Annotated in this window: 15 protein-coding genes; 7 read left to right on the top strand and 8 right to left on the bottom strand. The window is 68.9% G+C overall.

Going from position 1 to position 18,172, the window contains the following annotated elements; translation table 11 throughout:
* From ACYVIP_RS16480 to ispH, 7 genes are read right to left on the bottom strand one after another with little or no spacing between them, the layout of a single operon-like run.
* Positions 1-426, bottom strand: a complete 426-nt coding sequence (locus tag ACYVIP_RS16480; protein WP_460397063.1) for a DUF6917 domain-containing protein — start codon at positions 424-426, stop codon at positions 1-3.
* Positions 423-1,346: a Gfo/Idh/MocA family protein gene (locus ACYVIP_RS16475; protein WP_460397061.1), complete on the bottom strand. Its 924-nt coding sequence runs from the start codon at positions 1,344-1,346 to the stop codon at positions 423-425. The genes ACYVIP_RS16480 and ACYVIP_RS16475 overlap by 4 nt, the downstream gene beginning before the upstream one ends.
* Positions 1,343-2,470 (bottom strand): Ldh family oxidoreductase, encoded by a 1,128-nt coding sequence (locus ACYVIP_RS16470; protein WP_460397059.1) that lies wholly within the window; start codon positions 2,468-2,470, stop codon positions 1,343-1,345. Before ACYVIP_RS16470 ends, ACYVIP_RS16475 begins: the two co-directional genes overlap by 4 nt.
* A complete protein-coding gene (locus ACYVIP_RS16465; protein WP_460397057.1) occupies positions 2,467-3,753 on the bottom strand; it encodes a M20/M25/M40 family metallo-hydrolase in 1,287 nt (428 codons plus the stop codon). Before ACYVIP_RS16465 ends, ACYVIP_RS16470 begins: the two co-directional genes overlap by 4 nt.
* The gene (locus ACYVIP_RS16460; RefSeq protein WP_460397055.1) at positions 3,747-4,607 is read right to left on the bottom strand and encodes a sugar phosphate isomerase/epimerase family protein; all 861 of its coding nucleotides are present in this window, start codon (positions 4,605-4,607) and stop codon (positions 3,747-3,749) included. The genes ACYVIP_RS16465 and ACYVIP_RS16460 overlap by 7 nt, the downstream gene beginning before the upstream one ends.
* Entirely contained in the window at positions 4,597-5,592 is a 996-nt protein-coding gene (locus ACYVIP_RS16455; RefSeq protein WP_460397053.1) for a Gfo/Idh/MocA family oxidoreductase, read from the bottom strand. Before ACYVIP_RS16455 ends, ACYVIP_RS16460 begins: the two co-directional genes overlap by 11 nt.
* A 1-nt stretch (position 5,593) precedes the next feature.
* Complete coding sequence (gene ispH, locus ACYVIP_RS16450; RefSeq protein ID WP_460397051.1) at positions 5,594-6,580, bottom strand: 4-hydroxy-3-methylbut-2-enyl diphosphate reductase; 987 nt, start codon at positions 6,578-6,580, stop codon at positions 5,594-5,596.
* A 361-nt stretch (positions 6,581-6,941) separates the two neighbouring features.
* On the opposite strand from ispH, the gene ACYVIP_RS16445 reads away from it, so the two are divergent.
* From ACYVIP_RS16445 to ACYVIP_RS16415, 7 genes are all read left to right on the top strand, one after another.
* Positions 6,942-8,105: a DegT/DnrJ/EryC1/StrS family aminotransferase gene (locus ACYVIP_RS16445; protein WP_460397049.1), complete on the top strand. Its 1,164-nt coding sequence runs from the start codon at positions 6,942-6,944 to the stop codon at positions 8,103-8,105.
* A complete protein-coding gene (locus ACYVIP_RS16440; protein ID WP_460397047.1) occupies positions 8,102-9,220 on the top strand; it encodes a DegT/DnrJ/EryC1/StrS family aminotransferase in 1,119 nt (372 codons plus the stop codon). The genes ACYVIP_RS16445 and ACYVIP_RS16440 overlap by 4 nt, the downstream gene beginning before the upstream one ends.
* Positions 9,221-9,227: 7 nt before the next feature.
* Complete coding sequence (locus tag ACYVIP_RS16435; protein WP_460397045.1) at positions 9,228-10,064, top strand: class I SAM-dependent methyltransferase; 837 nt, start codon at positions 9,228-9,230, stop codon at positions 10,062-10,064.
* Positions 10,065-10,072: 8 nt separating this feature from the next.
* A complete protein-coding gene (locus tag ACYVIP_RS16430; RefSeq protein WP_460397043.1) occupies positions 10,073-11,002 on the top strand; it encodes a UbiA family prenyltransferase in 930 nt (309 codons plus the stop codon).
* A gap of 16 nt (positions 11,003-11,018) precedes the next feature.
* Positions 11,019-12,278, top strand: a complete 1,260-nt coding sequence (locus tag ACYVIP_RS16425; protein ID WP_460397041.1) for a nucleotide sugar dehydrogenase — start codon at positions 11,019-11,021, stop codon at positions 12,276-12,278.
* Positions 12,279-12,349: 71 nt separating this feature from the next.
* The gene (locus ACYVIP_RS16420) at positions 12,350-13,993 is read left to right on the top strand and encodes an MFS transporter (RefSeq protein ID WP_460397039.1); all 1,644 of its coding nucleotides are present in this window, start codon (positions 12,350-12,352) and stop codon (positions 13,991-13,993) included.
* The gene (locus ACYVIP_RS16415) at positions 13,990-15,648 is read left to right on the top strand and encodes an AMP-binding protein (protein ID WP_460397037.1); all 1,659 of its coding nucleotides are present in this window, start codon (positions 13,990-13,992) and stop codon (positions 15,646-15,648) included. Before ACYVIP_RS16420 ends, ACYVIP_RS16415 begins: the two co-directional genes overlap by 4 nt.
* Here ACYVIP_RS16415 and ACYVIP_RS16410 read toward each other — a convergent pair.
* Complete coding sequence (locus ACYVIP_RS16410; RefSeq protein WP_460397035.1) at positions 15,625-17,997, bottom strand: LuxR C-terminal-related transcriptional regulator; 2,373 nt, start codon at positions 17,995-17,997, stop codon at positions 15,625-15,627. The genes ACYVIP_RS16415 and ACYVIP_RS16410 overlap by 24 nt on opposite strands.
* Positions 17,998-18,172 lie beyond the last annotated feature (175 nt).

Raw genomic sequence — 18,172 nt, 5'->3', positions numbered from 1 at the left:
TCATCCCCTCATCAGTGCCGGTAGCTGCTGTTGGAAAACCACATCGGCCTCCGGCGCCAGTCCGAGCAACTGACCCGTGACCAGCTCACCGGCGGTGACGAGCACGTTGTAGTGGTTCGGGAAATGGCAGGAGTCGAAGCCGAGCACGGTGCCGACCAGTCGTTGGCCGATCCACAACTGGTCACCGCGGTCGATCACGCCGGCCCGTCGCACCTCGACGAACCCAAGGAAGCCCACCCGGTCGACCCGGGCGCCCGGTGCGTGATCGGTCTGGTCCGTGGTGACGAGCTCGTGCACCTCACCCTGCCGGACGCACCTGCTCGCGAACTCCTCCAGGCGCATGCCGCGATCGACCCGGCTGTGGGTCAACACCTTGACCAGGGTGCCGCTTACCGCCCGCTTGTCGCCGTCCTCGCTCTTGTTCATTCCCCAACGCTCGCTTCCCTGCTGTACACGGCATTCACCAACTCCAGCGCGGCCAACCCGTCGGCCGACGGATCGCAGGCCGACGTGGAGGTCAGACTCTCGCTGAAGTGGGCCAGTACGCCGACGTACTCGTGTGCCAGTGACTGTTTGAACTCGGGGTATCCCGCGAGCATGTCGGCCCGCAGCCGGGTGCCGTCGGCGAGTTCGATGTCGATGTCCTTGACCTCACCGGGATAGCTCCAGTCGAGCTCGACCACCACGGCGGCGCCGCTGTTGGCCCGCATGGAGATCCGCGCGCTGCGGTCCACACCGGCCGCGTCCCGCTCGACCTGCGCGTCCACCACGGTGACGTCGCCGAGGAACAACCGCACCAGGTCGAAGGCGTTGGGACCGTTGTCGGCCACACACCCACCGCCGCAGCGCTCGGGATCCAGGTACCAGCCGTCCGCCCCGACATGCTCCTCGATCCGCTCCAGGTACCGGACGGTCAGCGACGCCACGGGCTGGTCGGACGGAAGCGAGTTGAGCAGCGCCAGTACGTTGGAGTTGTACCGGCGGTGCAACGAGGTGAACAGGGGAACTCCCTGCCGGGCGGCGAGTGCGACCAGCTCACGTCCCTCGTCCAGGTCGATCGCCAGTGGTTTCTCGACACAGACCGGCAACCCGGCTTCGATGATGTCCCGGCACACGGGCACGTGCGCGTCGTTGGGCACGTTCACCACCACCGCGTCGAGCACACCCTGCTCCAGCATGTCCTGGTGGGACGTGTAGCACTGCACATCGCCCGCGAACGGGGCCAGCGCCTCGGGCCGCAGGTCGCAGACGGCCGCGAGCTTCAACGTGGGCAGACTCGCGAACGCGTCGACGTAGAACCGGGAGATCACCCCGAGTCCGATGATTCCGATGTGGGTTCGCGTCACGCCACGCCTCCAGTGCGAGGAAGGTCAAGACCGCGTTCCGCGGCCAGGTCCCGAAGTTCGCGATACCGCTCGATCGGCAACAGCACGCCGTTTTCGGTCGCGTCTACGGCCTGCTCCGCCTCGTGCCAGCCGGGATAGCTGACGGTCTGGCCCTGCGTCAGCGGCGGACAGTCGAGCAGGGTGGTGAACAGCCCGTCGGCCTGGTCGAGGAACTCGTCGATCGGCCGGAGCGCGCCTGGCGCCACGACCAGTGCGACGAACCCGATGTCGTCGTCGCTGCCCGTCGGCTCTCCCCCACCGGCCAGCGCCGCCGGCTCGGGACCGAGACCGGCGCCGGGAACCAGCGCGGCGAGCACCTCGACGAACAACCCGAGCCCGTAACCCTTGAACGCGCCGGTCGCCGGGTCACCGCCGAGCCAGCGCAGGTAGGCCTGTCCACGGTCGAACTCGCCGGGGTCGGTGACCGGTCGGCCGGCGGCGTCCTCCAACCAGCCCTCGGGAACGGCCTCCCCCGCGCGGTGCGCCGCCCGGATCCGGCCAGTCGGCACGACGGTGGTGCTCATGTCCAGCACATAGGGGTGTTGCCGGCCGGCGGGAGAGGCGATGCTGAGCGGGTTCGTGCCGAGTACCGCCGGCCGTCCGCCAGGGGGGCGGGCGATGCGCTGCCTGCCACAGTTCGACGCGAGCACCGCGACGAGGTGCCGTCGTGCCAGTCGCCCGGTGTGGTAGCCGGCGCAGCCGAAGTGCGTGGCGTCACGCACGGACACCATCGCTATCCCGGTGTCCAGCGCACGGGTCGCGGCGAGGTCCAGTGCGTGGGTGGCCGACCACAGGCCCAACGCCCGCCTGCCGTCGAGCAGCACCGCGGCGCCGGTGTCGGCCAGGGTCACCGGTGTCGCCGTCGGGTCGATCCGGCCGTCGTCGATCGCCGGCAGGTACAGCCTGGTCAGGTTCGCCGTGCCGTGCGAGGACATCCCGGTGAGGTCGCCGTAGCACAACGCCTCGGCGGCGAGCCGTGCCCGTTCCTGCGGAACACCACGGTCGGCGAATGCCGCCGCGGTTAACGTCACGAGTTCCTCGTACGCCATCCGCACCGTCGTTGTGGTACCGATCAGATCCGTCACGGCGCCCTCCCCTCCGAGAAGCTGGCTTTCCGCAGCGCGAAACGCTGGACGATCGTCGAGACGCCGGCGGCGAACTCCGCCAGTTCGGCCTCCGTGGCGTACTCCCCCTCCGCGTGCGCGTGGTTGGTCGCGAGGGTCCCCGGCCCGAGAACGGCCGTGTGAGCTCCGGGAAGGCCGGCCATCCACAGGGCATCGCAGGTGAACGCCGGCTCGTCGGCCGGCCAACGAGCGAGCCCGGGGCCGAGCAGCTCGGTTGTCCACTCGTCGGTTTCTGGCTCCAGCGCGGGCAGGCCACGCTTGTGCCATTCGATCGTGGTGATGGCGCTGGCGTCCGTCGCCGTGCGGGCCAGGTCGCGGTTGTCGCGGTAGTGCGCACGGAAATCCCGCAGCGCGGAGCGGACCTCGGACTCGACCACATCGACCAGCCTGCGGCCCGTCCGGTTGCGGCCGTAGGAGAGGTTCAGCATCAACCGGCCCGTGCCGTAGACGCGGTTGTGCAGATGTCCAGTGTGGACTCCCGCGATGCAGGCCCGTCCATCGACGGTATGTCGGGAAAGCACGTCGGCGAGCCGTTGGCTGATGAACCCGAGCAGGACTGTCGCATTGTGACCGACCTCGGGGTTGTCGTCGATCGCGTCGTCACCGTCCACCCGGACACACGCCGTCATCGCCGCCGTGCACCGTGTCAGGACACGCATTCCCGTCGGTTCGCAGAACAGGTTGAGCCGGCCGTAGTACCCCTTCGCCACGAGCTGTCGGGTGCCGAAGACTCCCATGGCGCCGCCCTCCTCCCCGGACACGACCTGGATCAGCACGCTGGTGTCCCGCGCGAGTGCTGGGTGGCCGGCCAGTGCCGCGCGAACCCCGGACAGCAGCGCGACGGCCGGGCCCTTCGCGTCGATCGCGCCCCTGCCACGGAATACCGAGCCGTCGTAGCCGACCGGCTCCATCCCGGCCACGGTGTCCAGGTGGACGTTGAACATGAGCGTGTCGGGCTGCGGCAGGCTCGGTCCGAGCCGCAGCACTAGACTGGGCTGGTCGGCGAGGAACCGGGGATCGGCCGCCACGGCAAGGCGAACCGAGCGCGGCACGTCCTCACCGACGGGTGGGTCCGGTGCCTCGTGCGACACGACGGTGAAGCCCAACTCCGCCGCGGCCTCGGCGTAGCGGCGCTGCGCCGCCCACAGCTGTGGCGCTGGCCCGTCGGGTCCCACCTCCAGTGGGCCCGCGGTGGGCAGTTCCAGCAGGTGCAGCAACAGCGTCCGATCGGATTCGGTCAGCACGGGAACCCCCGCAGGCCGGCGGCGAGGCGTTCGGTCGCGCGCCCGTACTCCACGAACCTCGTCACCCCATCAGGTCCGGCGGCCGAACGCCCCTCGTGTGGGCGAACCCGCAGGTGCGGCTCGATCGTCCAGGTGCCGGTGAACCCGGCGTCCAGCAACAGCCGCAGGCAGTCGGCGACCCGGCAGCTGCCCTCGCCGGGCAGGGTGTAGACGACCTCGCCGTTCAGGCCGCGGGCGTCCTTCACGTGGACGTGTTCGACGAACGGCAGCAACGGCACCAGCAGGTCGTGGGCCTGGTAGCCGTAGGCCAGGCCGTTGCCGATGTCGAACAGCAGGCGCAGGGCGGAGTTGTCGACCTCCTCGATCAGGCGAAGGGCACGGCCGGCGTCCGCGCCCGCCCAGCCCGCGCAGTTCTCGTGCAGCAGCACCAGCCCGGCGTCCGCGGCCCGCTCGGCCAGCACACGCATCCGCCGCAGGACCCGCGAGCCCCACTCGTCCTCGTCGAGCCCGTCGTTCGGGTAGGACATCACCCGCACGTACCGCGTGCCGAGCGCGGCACAGCGTTTACCCAGCCGGTCGAGCTCGGTCAGGTCGAGCGCGAAGTCCCCGGTGATCGGCCGCGCCCAGTTGGCGATCCGCGAGTCGACGCACACCACGCGAAGCCCCGCCCGGTCGAGCGTCTCGGCGACGTCGTCGAACGCGGCGTCCTCCAGGTCGGCCATCGCGACGCCGTCGACCGTACGCAGCTCGATGGTGCGCCAGCCGAGCCGGCGGTGGGCCTCGATCTGTTCACCCAACGACGGACCAGCCTCGTCCCCGATCCCGGCAAGGGTGATGGCAGGATCAGCCGACACTGGCGGCCTCCGTTCCGGTGAGGCACAGGTCCTTGGCGTCCGCCAACAGTTCGACGACCTGGCAGGCGATCGCCAGTTCCGGCCGGAAGTCCCTACCCTGCTGGAAACCGAGGTAGGTGTCGGCCATGTACTCGGTCAGGGCGTCGTCCGGGAAGACCTCCCTGGTCGATGGCCGTCCCTCGACCGCGACGTGCAGGTGGGCGTAGTGGTCGTCCTCGCTGCCCGGGTAGTGACCGATCACGTGACCACGGTCGAAGTCGAGCTCGATCCGGCGTTCCCGGACCGGGGACGCGAGGTCGGACACGATCCGGCTGGTCGCCGTGGCGTGGTGGAGCACCAGTTCCGCCGAGCCCATGTTGGGAATCACCGTGGTGCCGATGACCATGTCGGAAAGGCGCGCGTCGATCAGCCGTGCGGCGCCGGCCAACTGGAGGCACACGCCGAGCGAGTGCGGCGGCTCGACGTCGAACGCGGTGGGATGTCCGGCGGTTGCCAGGGACCGGCGCAGGCGCGGCTTGCTCTGGTGGATCTCGATGGCCCGCAGCGCACCGAGTTCGCCCGCGGTCACCAGTTCGGTGAGCCGGGCCGTCAGCTTGCTCGCCAGCCAGGGTGCCACCACCGCCAGCCGCAGTCCCCTGGCGTCGGCCAGGTTCAGGATGGCCGCCAGTGCCGCCCGGTCGGTGGTGACCGGCTTCTCCACGATGATGTCGCGGAAGCCGAGCTCGGCGAGCTCACGCAGCAGCTCAGGCCGCTCGCCCGGCGGTGTGCACACGTGCACCACGGTCCGGACCGGGTCCACCAACCCGGCGGCCGTCGCGAGCGATGCGACGACTCGTACGTCCGACCCCGGCGAGACGGTGTGCGCCTGCGGGTCGACCGCCACGAACGGAAGCTGGCTGGGCCAGGTCGCCCGAAGCTTGCGCAGCACAGGCAGATGCAGGCCGGCACCAGCCCGGCCGAGACCGACGATCAGTGTGCGTGGCACGTCAGCTTGGCTCCTTCGCTTCGCCCGCGCCGACCGCGGCGGAGGGCAGCTTGAAGCTGATGTCCGCCTCCGAGGCGGTGACCTCCAGCTCGATCCGGTCGAAACCGAGTTCGGCCAACCGTGCCAGCAACTGGTCCACCTGGAACTCCGGCGCGCTGGCACCCGCGCTCACCCCGACCGAGTCGACGTGCCGCAGCCAGCGCTCGTCCAGGTCCTCGATGTCGGGCACGAGGTAGGACCGCACACCGGCCTGCTGCGCGACCTCCACCATGCGCACGGTGTTGCTGGAGTTCGCCGAACCGGCGATCAGCACCACCTCGGTGCGCTTGGCGAGCGCCTTCACCGCGACCTGCCGGTTCTGGCTGGCGTAGCAGATGTCGTCGGTCCCCGGGCCCACCAGGTCGGTGAAGCGCGCGGCGATCGCGTCCACGACCTCGCGGGTGTCGTCGATCGACAGCGTGGTCTGGGTGACGTAGGTGACCGGCGTGTCGTTCGGCAGGTCCAGCTGCCGCACCTCGTCCGCACTGCTGACCACGAAGGTCCGGTCGGGCGCCTCACCATAGGTGCCCTCGACCTCCTCGTGCTCCATGTGGCCGACGAGCAGGACGGTGCGATCGTCCCTGGCCGCCCGGATCACCTGCTGGTGCACTTTGGACACCAGCGGGCACGTCGCGTCGATCACCCTCAGGTCACGGGCCTCGGCCTCGGCACGCACCGCGGGTGAGACACCGTGGGCGGACAGCACACAGACCGCGCCGTGCGGAATCTCGTCGGTGGAGCTCACAAAACGGACAGCACGTTGTTCCAACGCACGGACCACGTGCTGGTTGTGCACGATCTGGTTTCGGACGTAGATGGGTGGGCCGAACCTCTCCAGCGCCTGCTCGACAATTTCGATGGCGCGCCGCACACCGGCACAAAAACTTCGCGGTTCGGCCAGAACAACTGTCTTCCCGACAGACTCGCTCGGGTCGTTCGCAGGGTCCATTTCTATTCCCCAGAGCAGTGGGAACGAGGTTTCACGGGCCATGCGTGCCGCCAGGTTAGGCGTTTCACCCGGCCCCGCCGCCTCGTTGAGATATCCCCAGGCTCACTCGAAAGAAGATGGCCGTCAAGCCCTTCCAGGTCGTCGGACCCCGTTCACGACCAGGCGTTCGCGTTCCACGGGCTACGCTGAACAGGCAATACGGCGCACATCTCGGCCGCATGGCTGATGTCAGCCATATCAATGCCGCGACCCAGCCAAGGTATTGCTATTGCCTATCCGAAAAGATCTCCATTAGGTTTCATCTCAGACTGCGGCTCACGCAGGTGCATAACGAATTCTGGAGGGCGACTAGGTGAACTCAGTGCCCGCGTCACCCATTTCCTTCTTCACGCAGGCCTCCTCGTTCAGACACTGCTGGCCGGAGATCAGCCGTCACCTCAATGCCCTGTTCGACCGAGGCAAGTACTCACACGGCCGGCAGGTCGTGGAGTTGGAGGAGATGCTGGTCGACTACACCGGCGCCGCGCACGTGCTGGCCGTCAACAGCGGTACCGACGCACTGACCCTGCTGCTGCGCGCGGCGGGCGTCGAGCGCGGCGACGAGGTCGTGGTGCCGGCGTTCAGCTTCGTCGCGACCGCGTCGTCGGTCGCGCTCGCGCTGGCCAAGCCGGTGTTCGCCGACATCGACCCGGAGAGCTACTCGCTTGACCCGGACTCGGCCGAGGCCGCGGTCACCGAGCGGACCACCGCGATCATGCCGACCCACCTGTTCTGGCAGATGGCCGACATGACCGGAATCGGTCAGGTCGCCGCACGGCACAACCTGGCCCTGGTCGAGGACAGCGCGGAGTCGATCGGCATGCGTTGGGACGGCACACACGCGGGGCTGCTCGGCAAGGGCGGGGTGCTGTCGTTCTTCCCCACCAAGACACTCGGCGCGCTCGGCGACGCCGGCGCGATCCTGACCAACGACCCCGAGGTGGCCAAGCTGGCAGGGATCCTGCGCCACCACGGCCGGATGGGCCGCACCACCGACCACATCGCCGGTATCTCCAACCTGTCCGGCAGGTCGGGCACCAACAGCAAGATGGACGACATTCAGGCCTGTGTCCTGATGGGCAAACTCCCCCACCTGGACACGAACATCACCCGCCGAGCCGCGCTCGCCGAGGCGTACACCGAACGCCTTCGCGCGGTACCTGGCGTGCTGCGCCTGCCCTCACTGGCCAAGCGTGAGGTCAGGAGCGACCCGGTGTTCTACGTGTACGCCATCGAGGTGGAGAACCGCGACGGGTTGGTCGAACACCTGACCCGGCACGGCATCGGCACCGAGGTGTACTACCCGTCACCGCTGCACCTGCAGCCCTGCTTCGCACACCTCGGCTACCGCCGGGGCGACTTCCCGAACGCCGAGGCAGCCTGCGAACGCGCGGTCGCGCTGCCGTTCTACCAGGACCTCACCGACGACGAGGTCGACCGGGTCTGTGCGGCGATCAGCGCGTTCTACACCGGGAGCCGGACATGACCACGCTGCCTTTCTTCCCACCGGACCTGTTCGAGCAGGATCGCCAGGAACTGCTCGACATCGTGTACCGCCACGGAACCGGAGCCAGCCAGCACTTCATCCTCGGCGAGCAGACCAAGGCGCTGGAGGACGCGCTGCGCGCCGAAACCGGGGCCAGGCACGTGATCGCGTGTGGCAGCGCGACCGGTGCGCTGGAACTCTGCGTGCGAGCACTGGGGATCGGGCCGGGCGACGAGGTGATCGTGCCCGCGTTCTGCTGCCAGCCGGTGGCGAGCTCGGTGATCAACATTGGCGCGACCCCGGTCTTCGCCGACGTCGACCCGTGGACGATGGTGATGGACCCCGCACAGGTCCCCGCACTGATCACCGAACGGACCAAGGCGCTGATGCCGGCGCACATCTTCTCGATCATGGCCGCCATGCCGGAGTTCCGCAAGCTCGGCCTCGAGTACGGACTGCCGGTGATCGAGGACTCGGCGGTGGCGCAGGGCGCGGTGCTCGACGGCGTGCCGGCCGGCCGCTGGGGCGACCTCGGCGTGTTCTCCTTCTTCCAGGTCAAGGCGTTCGGCACGACCGGCGAGGGCGGCATGGTACTGACCGACGACGACGAGTTGGCGACGCTGTGCCGGATGTTGCGCAACCACGGACAGGACGGCAGACATCGCTTCACCCACCACCGGATCGGCCAGAACAGCCGTTTCGACGAGATCATCGCGTCGTTCCAGCTCCACCGGCTGCCCACGTTCGCCGATCGCCTTGAGCGGCGCGCACAGATCGCGGACTACTACTCCGAGCGGTTCGCCCCGCTCGCCGACCGCGGCGTGCTGGCTCCGCCCCCTGGCCGCAACGGCCGCTGCTACTACGTCTACTCATTGTTGGTGGACCGCCGGGAGGACTTGCGGGCCTACCTCAGCGACCGACAGATCGGCACCCACATCTACTACCCGACCCCCCTGCCGTTGCAGCCCGCGTTCTCCGCGTGGGCACCGGAAGGGCAGCGCTGGCCCAACGCCGAGCAGGCGAGCGCCACCAATCTCGGCATCCCGATCTGGCCGCATCTGACCGACCAGAACGTCGAGTTCATCGCGGACACCGTATGCGAGTTCTTCGATTGAGAGAGCCATGAGCACCGTCTCCGAGAAGGAATACGTATTCGACCCGACCTGGGTCAAGGAAACCGAACGGCTGCGTACCAACGAGGCCATCTGGGACCCTGGCACGTTCGAGCGGCTGGACCGCCTCGGCGTGACCGCCGGCTGGCGGTGTGTGGAGATCGGCGCCGGATCCGGCTCGGTCGCCCGCTGGCTGGCCGACCGGGTCGGCCCGACCGGCCAGGTCCTGGTCACCGACCTGGAGATCCTGCGGCTGGTGGAGCCACGGGTACCCGGGCAGGCACTGGCCGACCTGCCGCAGGTCGAGGTGCGCCAGCACGACGTGCGGGTCGACGAGTTGCCGGCCGAGACATTCGACCTGATCCACTCCAGGATGGTCGTGCAGCACCTGCCCGACCGGGCCGACGTGGTGGCGCGGATGGTTCGCGCGTTGCGACCCAGTGGCCTGCTCTTCCTGGAGGACACCGACTCCTCGACGTTGTTCCGCAGCTTCCACTCCGAGGAGTTCCTGCAGGACGTCCGGACTGCCGGCTACGGCCTGATGCGCCAGTCCGGCCATGACCCGCGTGGCGGCCACGTCGACCTCCGGTTGTTGCTCGAGGCCGGGCTGGAGACGTCCGCGGAAGGCCGGACCGTGATGGTCCGCGGCGGCTCGGACCAGGCAAGGCACTACATGTTGTGGCTGGAGTTCATGTGGCCGCGGATCGCCGCGGCCGGCCTGGTCACCGACGCGCGCATAGAGCTCGCCCTGGAGGAGATGGCCGACCCGAACAACCACTGGCTCAGCCAGGTAATGATCAGCACCGTGGGCCGCAAGCCCGCACCGGAGGGGGATTCGACGCGATGACCTCGGCCATGAGCCCGACTGGGGAACGGCTACGCGCGTACGTGAAGCTGGCCAAACTCTCGTTCTGGGACTACTACACCTGCATCCTCGTGGTGTTCGCCCTGTTGACCCCCTCGGTGCAACAGGAGCCGAGGGTCTGGATCGTGCTCATCCTGTTCAACCTCGGCTGGGTCGGTGTGGTCGCGGCGACCGTGGCGTTCGACGACGTCACCGGTTTCCGGGACGGCAGCGACGCCCGCAACTACGACCCCGCCCAGTCCCTGCGCGCGAGGGATCGCAAACCCCTGCTGGACGGCAGGCTCACGGTGACCCAGGCGCTCCGCTTCGGTTACACGTGCACGATCCTCGGCCTGGCGCTCTGGGTGATCGCGTTCGCCGCCGCACCGCACGTGTCGCTCCTGGGCGTCGTCGGGGCAGCGCTGTGCGCGTTCGCGTTCATCCAGTACTCCTACGGCCTGAAGATCAGTTACCGGGGTGGCCAGGAGCTGGCCCTGTGGCTGTGCACCGGTCTCTGCGTGCTGGTCCCGTTCACCATGGTGAACGAGGAGGTGACCGGGCTGATGTGGCTCGAGTCGTTCCTCTTTGGACTGTGGAGCCTGATGGTCTCCATCTACTCCAACATCAACGACGTCGATGGCGATCGCGAGGCGGGCCGGATCAACCTGGCCACCCGGGTCTCCCCCGCGACCTACCGCGGTTTCATCGCCGGCCTCAGTCTGTTGGAGACGGTGGTCATCGTGGTCGCGCTCGCACTCGGGGTCGCGCCACTGTGGTTCGGGCTGTTCCTGGTGCCGACAGTGTTCATGCGCGCCAGGCAGGCCTACAACGGTCTGATCGCGGGAAAGCCGTTGATCGCACGGAAGGCCGGTGTCACCATCCATCGATGGGGAGTGGTGGCGCTGCTGGCCGGGAACCTCATGTTCGTCCATGTCGGCTGAGCCGGGAATCGCTGTGGTGAAACTTGTGGTCGTCGGCCAGGGGTACGTCGGCCTGCCGCTCGCCGTGCGGGCGGCCGAGGCGGGGCACTCGGTGATCGGCTACGACGTGGACGGGGACCGGATCGGGCGGCTGCGCTCCGGTCGGTCCTATGTGCAGGATGTGTCCGACGAGCGGCTGGCCGGGGTGCTGACGCTCGGCAACTACCAACCGACGACGGACTCGACCGCGCTGGCCGGGTTCGACGTGGCCGTGGTGACCGTGCCGACCCCGTTGCGCGACGACGTGCCTGACCTGTCCTTTGTGGAGAGTGCGGCGATGGCGATCGCACCGCACCTGACCCGCGGCGCGCTGGTGGTGCTCGAGTCGACCACCTACCCGGGCACCACGGAGGACGTGTTCGGCGCCTTGCTGGAGAAGGAAAGCGGCCTGGCGCCGGGCCCGGACTTCCAGCTCGGGTACAGCCCGGAACGGATCGATCCCGGCAACCAGCACTGGACGTTCGAACGCACTCCCAAGCTCGTCTCCGGGGTGGACGACGAGTCGCTGCGACGAGTGCGTGAGTTCTACGACACCCTGGTCGAGTCGACCGTTCCGGTGCCCTCCCTCAAGACGGCCGAGCTGGCCAAGTTGATCGAGAACACCTACCGGCACGTGAACGTCGCGCTGGTCAACGAGATGGCCGTGGTGGCACGCGAGTTCGGGGTCGACATCTGGGACGCCATCGGTGCCGCGTCGTCGAAGCCGTTCGGGTTCATGCGGTTCAACCCGGGCCCCGGCGTGGGCGGCCACTGCCTGCCGGTCGACCCCCGGTACCTGTCCTGGCGCGTCGAACGGCAGCTCGGTCGACGGTTCCGGTTCGTGGACCTGGCCAACGACGTCAACAACCAGATGCCGCAGTACGTGGTCCAACGCCTGGTGGAGGCGCTCAACCAACGCCATCGCTCCGCCAACGGCTCCCGGGTGCTCGTGCTCGGCCTGGCCTACAAGCGCAACACCGGTGACGCCAGGGAGTCTCCCGCGGTGCGCGCGGCGGAGGCGTTGATCCGTACCGGGGCCGAAGTGCGGGCGGCCGACCCGCACGTCCGGGAGACCGTACCGATCGACCCTCGGGTCGCTCGGGTGAGCCTGACGGTGGAGGAGATCACCTCGGCGGATGCCGTGGTGATCCTCACCGACCACGACGCCTTCGACTACGACCTGGTCGCCACCCACGCCAGCTACGTCCTCGACTGCCGCAACCGCCTCGTGCCCGCCCCACACATCGAGCGACTCTGACCCCAGATGTCACGGTCTCGGTCCCGGCTGCGTCGGGTACTGGGAGCGAGGCGATCCGAGGAGGAACCTGGATGCAGACACGGGAACGAAACCCGTGGGTGGTACTGAGCGTACTGCTCGTTGGCTTCTTCATGACGTTGGTGGATACCACGATCGTGAACATCGCCATCCCGGACATGGTCACCGGGCTGGGGGCGTCACTCGACCAGGTGTTGTGGTTCGTCAACGCGTACACCCTGGCGTTCGCCACACTGCAGATGCTGTCCGGTCGGCTCGGTGACCGGCTCGGGTCGCGGAACATGTTCATCGCCGGGCTGGTGATCTTCACCGTCGCATCGGCCGCCTGCGGCCTGGTGGAGTCGGCCGAACAGATGATCGTCACCCGAATCGGGCAGGGCATCGGCGCGGCCGTGTTGATGCCCCAGACGCTGGCACTGATCACCGCGGTGTTCCCGCCGGCGAAACGGGGCACGGCGTTCGGCATCTGGTCGGCGGTCGCGGGGCTGGCCATCGTCGCCGGCCCGACCCTGGGTGGCTTGCTGGTCAGCTCCGTCGGGTGGCGCTGGATCTTCTTCATCAACGTGCCGCTGGGCGTGCTCGCCGTGGTGGCGGCGGTGCTGGTCGTGCCGAACGCCCGTTCGGGCCGCCGGTCGCGGCTGGACCTGCCCGGCGTGCTGTTGTCGACCGTGGCGCTGTTCCTGGTGATCTTCGCCCTGATCGAGGGCCAGCGCTTCGGGTGGGGCACGGTGTTCTCGTTCGTCACCGTTCCCGCCGTGCTCGTCGCCGGGCTCGTCCTGTTCGTCGTCTTCTTCTTCCTGCAGCGACGCCGGCAGGACCGCGACCCGCTGTTGCCGTTCCAGCTGTTCCGCAACCGGGTGTTCTCGATCTCGGTGACCCTGTCATCGGTGATCCTGTTCGCCACCGTGGGTCTGCTGCTGCCGCTGACCATCTACCTCCAGTCCGTGCTCGGCCTCTCCGCCGTCGTCGCCGGCCTGGTACTCGTGCCACCTTCGGTGATCTCGCTGTTCCTCTCCCCGTTCGCGGGCAGCCTCGTGACCAAGATCGGTGGCCGGGCGATCCTGGTGCCCGGTCTGCTGCTCTACGGCGGAGGTCTGGCGCTGGCGGGGCTGATGGCCGAGCCCGGCTCCAGCCCCTGGGTGCTGATGCCGGGGTTGATCCTGTTCGGCATCGGCATGGGCCTGGTGTTCCCCCCGATCAACACGCTGGCCATGCGGGACGTCCCGCCGGAGCTGGCCGGCGCCGCGTCCGGCGTGCTCGCCACCACTCGCCAGCTCGGCACCGTGCTCGGTGCGGCCGTCGTCGGCCTGCTGTTGCAGAACCGCCTCGCCAGTGCGGTGACCGACCAGGCAGGCCAGCGGCTGGACGAGGTGCCGCCGGAAGCGCGGGACGGCTTCCAGGACAGCGTCGCGGCGGCCGTGGACCGTGGCCTCGACGTCGGCACCGGCCAGAGCGGTGGGATCGCGCCACCGCCCGGGCTGACCGAACAGGCCGCCGAGCAGACGGCGCGGGTCACCCAGGACGTGTTCGCCAGCGGCTTCACCACGGCCGCGACCGTGGCGCTGGTCCTGACCGCCGCCGTCCAGTTGGCCGGCATGGTGCTCGCACTGTGGTTGCCGCGGCACCCCAGGCCGGCGCCCGCCCCGTCATCGGAGACACCGGCCACCGCCGGGGCAACGGGAGAACGGTCGTCATGACGGTCGACCCGTTCAGCCTGCGGCCGCCGCCGTCGCTGGCGGCCCGCTATCGGCGCGCGGGCTGGTGGCGCGACCGGTCCGTTCTGCACGACCTCGTCAACACCGCCGCCACCCACCCGGACCGGCCCGCGATCATCGCCTACCGCGCGGCGGCGGGTCGGGTCGTCACGGTGCGGTACGGCGAGCTTCTGCGCTATGTCCGCCGGTTCACCGCGGCGCTGCAGGTCCTGGGCATCCGACGGGGTGACGCGGTGGCCTTCCAGTTGCCGGACTGGTGGGAGACGACGGCGCTCACGCTGGCCTGCCTGTGGCTGCGCGCGGTGGCCGTACCCATCCAGGCCAGCATCGGGCCACGAGAGGTGGAGCTGATCCTCGCCGAGGCGCGGGCCCGGTTGTGTGTCACGCCGCAGACCTGGCAGGGCGCCGAGCTGGCGTCGGCCCTGGAGGAAATGGCGCGCAGACTGCCACAACTGCGGTTCCGAGTCGTGCACGGGGAACGTCCGGACAACGGAGCGATCGACTTCGCCGACCACTTCCTCAACACCCCGCACGAGGACCTGGTCCGGATGCTGCCGCCCCTGCCCTCCGGCGCGGCGATGGACGAGGCACGGCTGATGCTGTTGACCTCTGGCACCACCGGGCAGCGAAAGTCCGTGGCACACACCGAGAACTCCATGTTCGCCGGGATAGCCGGGCACGCGCGGCCGGTCGAACGCGGGTGGGACGAGCACGACGTGTTCTGCACGCCCCACCCGCTCACCGGCGGCGCGGGCCTGCTCTACTCGATCTGGGGACCCTTGCTGGCCAACGGAACCGGCGTGTACCAGGACGTCTGGGACGCCGACCGGCAACTCGACCTGATCGCCACCGCGGAGGTGACCCAGCTCTTCGGCGCCCCGGTCTTCCTCTCCAAGATGCTCGACGCCCAGCGGGCACGTCCACGGGCCCTGCCCTCGTTGCGGTTGTTGAAGACCGGTGCCGCACCGACCCCCGATGACCTCGTGCACCAACTGGTCGACGAGTTCGAGGTACCGGTCCGGTCCTGCTGGGCCATGACCGAGGTCGGCATGGGTGTGCGGATCAGGGAGGACGATCCCGACAGGTGGGCGGCGCACAGCGACGGCCGGCCGCTGCCAGGACTGTCGGTGGACCTGCGTCCGGTGCCGGGTGCCGGCGGGATGCACCGGCTGTGGGTACGTGGGCCCTCGCTGTGTTCCTCGATGTGGCACACCAACGCCTCCGGTGAACGGGACGTGCGCCGGCCATGTGACACCGCCGACGACTGGTTCGACACCGGCGACCTGGTCCACCCCGACGGCCGTGGCGGGTTCCGCTTCGCCGGCCGGGCGAACCGGCGGATCGGCGGCATGTTCATGATCCCGATCGAGGAGGTGGAGAAGGAACTCCAGCAGCACCCGGCGGTTCGGGAGGTGGCGATGATCGGACACCACGGAGCCGACCGCGCCGAGCAGGCCTGGGCCGTGGTGGCGGCCCGTGGTCACTGCCCGACACTTGCCGACCTGCGTGACTTCCTGACCTGGCGCGGCATGACCGAGTGGTACCTGCCGACGAACCTGATCCACGTGGACAGCCTGCCCCGCGACGCCTGCGGCAAGGTCGACCACGACGTGCTACAGACCATGATCGTCCAGTGACCCGGTGTCGCCGGCCTGCAACACCCACTGGGCGACGTGGATGCGCGAAGGCAGGCCGAGTCGCTGCATGATCTGCCGGACATGGTTGACCGCGGTCCACTCCGAGATCTGTAACTGGTTGGCGATCTGACGATTCGTGAGGCCCTTGCTGACCAGGGAGGCGATCTGGTACTGCCGGGGCGTGAGCTTCGCCTGCCTCGGCGCGGAGGTCGTCCGCCCGGTGCCGGCCATCAGCGGCGCCGCCAGCATCTCGGCCACCACGGCGCCGGAGCTCAGCAGGCGCCCCTCGTGCCACAGGTCCTCGAAGTGCTGGCCGCCGAGTTGGCGACGCAACTGGCGCAGCGGCCCCACCGGTGAGGATCGCCGGGTTCGCAGCGGCGACGCATCGGTGGCCTTGCGCAGGGACGAGCTCGCCGACATCACCCGGACGACCCTATCCTCCTGCCCCGGAACCTGTTGCGACAACAGGAATGCGTACGCGTCGAGCACGGTCGGCAACATGGTGCGCTCGCCGACCGACCGCAACTTCTCCAGACTCAGCCTGAACGACCGTTCCGCCACGTCGACCTGACCGCGTGCCAGCGCGACCTCGCCCTGCTCGGCGAGCACCAGGCCGGTGCCGCGCGCGTCATGGTGACGTGCGTACGCCTGCCTGGCGGCATCCAGCAGTTGCTCACGGCGTTCGAGATCGTGGTCGGACATGGCGAGCGCGAGCGCCGCGTCACCGATCTCCGCCGGAGCTTCGGCGCGGACGGCCGACCGGATCACATAGTCGACCAGTCGGCCGTTCAGTCCTTCGCCCGCGTACTGGAGAACCGCCTGGCGTTGCGCGAGCACGGCATGTTCCCGGTCCTGGTCGCCGCACGCTCGATAGGCCTTGCTCGCCCGATGGAACGACTCCGACGCGAGCAACACGTCACCCATCGCCGCGGCCAGCGCACCCCGCGCCGCGTTCAGCTCACCGTCCAGCGACGGGGTGATCGCCGTCGTCGCCAACACGTCGGCGAGGTGGCGGCAGCCAACCTTCAGATGTCCGTGGACCAGCCAGAACCGGTGCATCGCCGCCGTGATGTTCGCGGCCTCGCTCGACCGGCCCTGGTCCAGCAGGAACTCCATCGCGCCCTGTAGGTCATGCTGTGCTGCCTCGAGCTCACCGAGCCAGTGACCCTGGTCGTGGCCGGTCAGCTGAGGTCGCGCGCGCTCGGCGAGATCATGGAAGTGCTCCGCGTGCCGGGATCTCGCCTCGACCAGCTCGCCGAGCTCCCTGAGCCGGTCGAGGCAGAACACTCGAACCGTCTCCAGCACAGCGAACCGCGGGTCCCCCGCGCCGCGCCGCACCGCGACGAGGCTGAGTGCGACCAACGGCTCCAGGACGTGCTCCATCTGGTGCGACGCCAACCCGCCGAGGTCTTCGACCGTATGTAGCCCAACGTGTCTCGCGCACACCGCGACCCTCAACAGCAGGCGCTGCTGCTCCGCGTCGAGCAGCCGGAAACTGCCCTGGGTGAGCGCGTGGACCGACCAGTGCCGGGGAGACTTGCCCATGTTCTTGCCGACCGCGCCGTAGTCGCCAGCACGCAGTCGGGCCGCCAGGGCGCCGACCGAGAACAGTCGTAATCGCGACGCGGCGAGCTCGATCGCCAGCGGCAGGCCGTCCATCCGTGCACAGATCTCCGCGACCGGCCCCCCGTTCTCGGCCGTCAGGGCGAAAGACGGATCCACCGCCCTGGCCCTGTCGACGAACAGCGCCACCGACGGGTACTCCTGCAACTCCGTCACGGCGTCAACGGGTGCGCAGCGCGGCGTCGGCAACGGATACAGCGGCAACAGCCGCTCCCCGTACAATCGCAGCGGCCGCCGGCTCGTGACGAGTATCCGCAGGCGATTGCGGTTGGAGAGCAGGTCGCTCACGACGGCGACCACCGTCTCCGCCACCTGCTCGCAACCGTCGAGCACCAGGAGCACCGTGCGGTCCGGCGGAATGATCGACGCCAGATCGGCCACGGCGACCGGGGAGTCGAACGCACCCCCGAAACGCTCGCCGAGAGCCCGGGCGATCACCCACGGCACGTCCTTCGCCGTGTCCACGTCGTGCAGGTCGGCGAGCACGACGGTGACCGACGTCAACCGGCCGACTTCGTCGACAGCCGCTGCCACGAGCCTGCTCTTACCGACCCCACCAGGTCCGGTCAGGGTGGAAAGGTGGGTGTCGGACCTGCACAGATGTGCCGTCAGCGTCAGCAGATCCGTGTCCCTGCCGAACAACGGCGGCAGCTGACCGAAGAAGCGTGGCGGCTGGGCCGCCGCGTCCCCACCCAGCCCGCCCAGGGGCGTGCACGTGAACGTCATTCCGGTTCCCCCATCGTCAGCGGACCACCACAGGTCATCTGGCTGACGAGATCCTCACAACCAGGACTACCAGGTGCCACATGGCTCGTACCTCTCGCACACGTTATTTTCCACCGCTACGACACCCGATTCTGGTTTCTTCCCGCCTATCTGTCCACACTCCTGCGCAACTTCC

It is taken from the genome of Actinophytocola sediminis (assembly GCF_054779715.1).
Note: the sequence above shows the minus strand (reverse complement) of the source record. Positions and strands in the feature narration are given on the sequence as shown.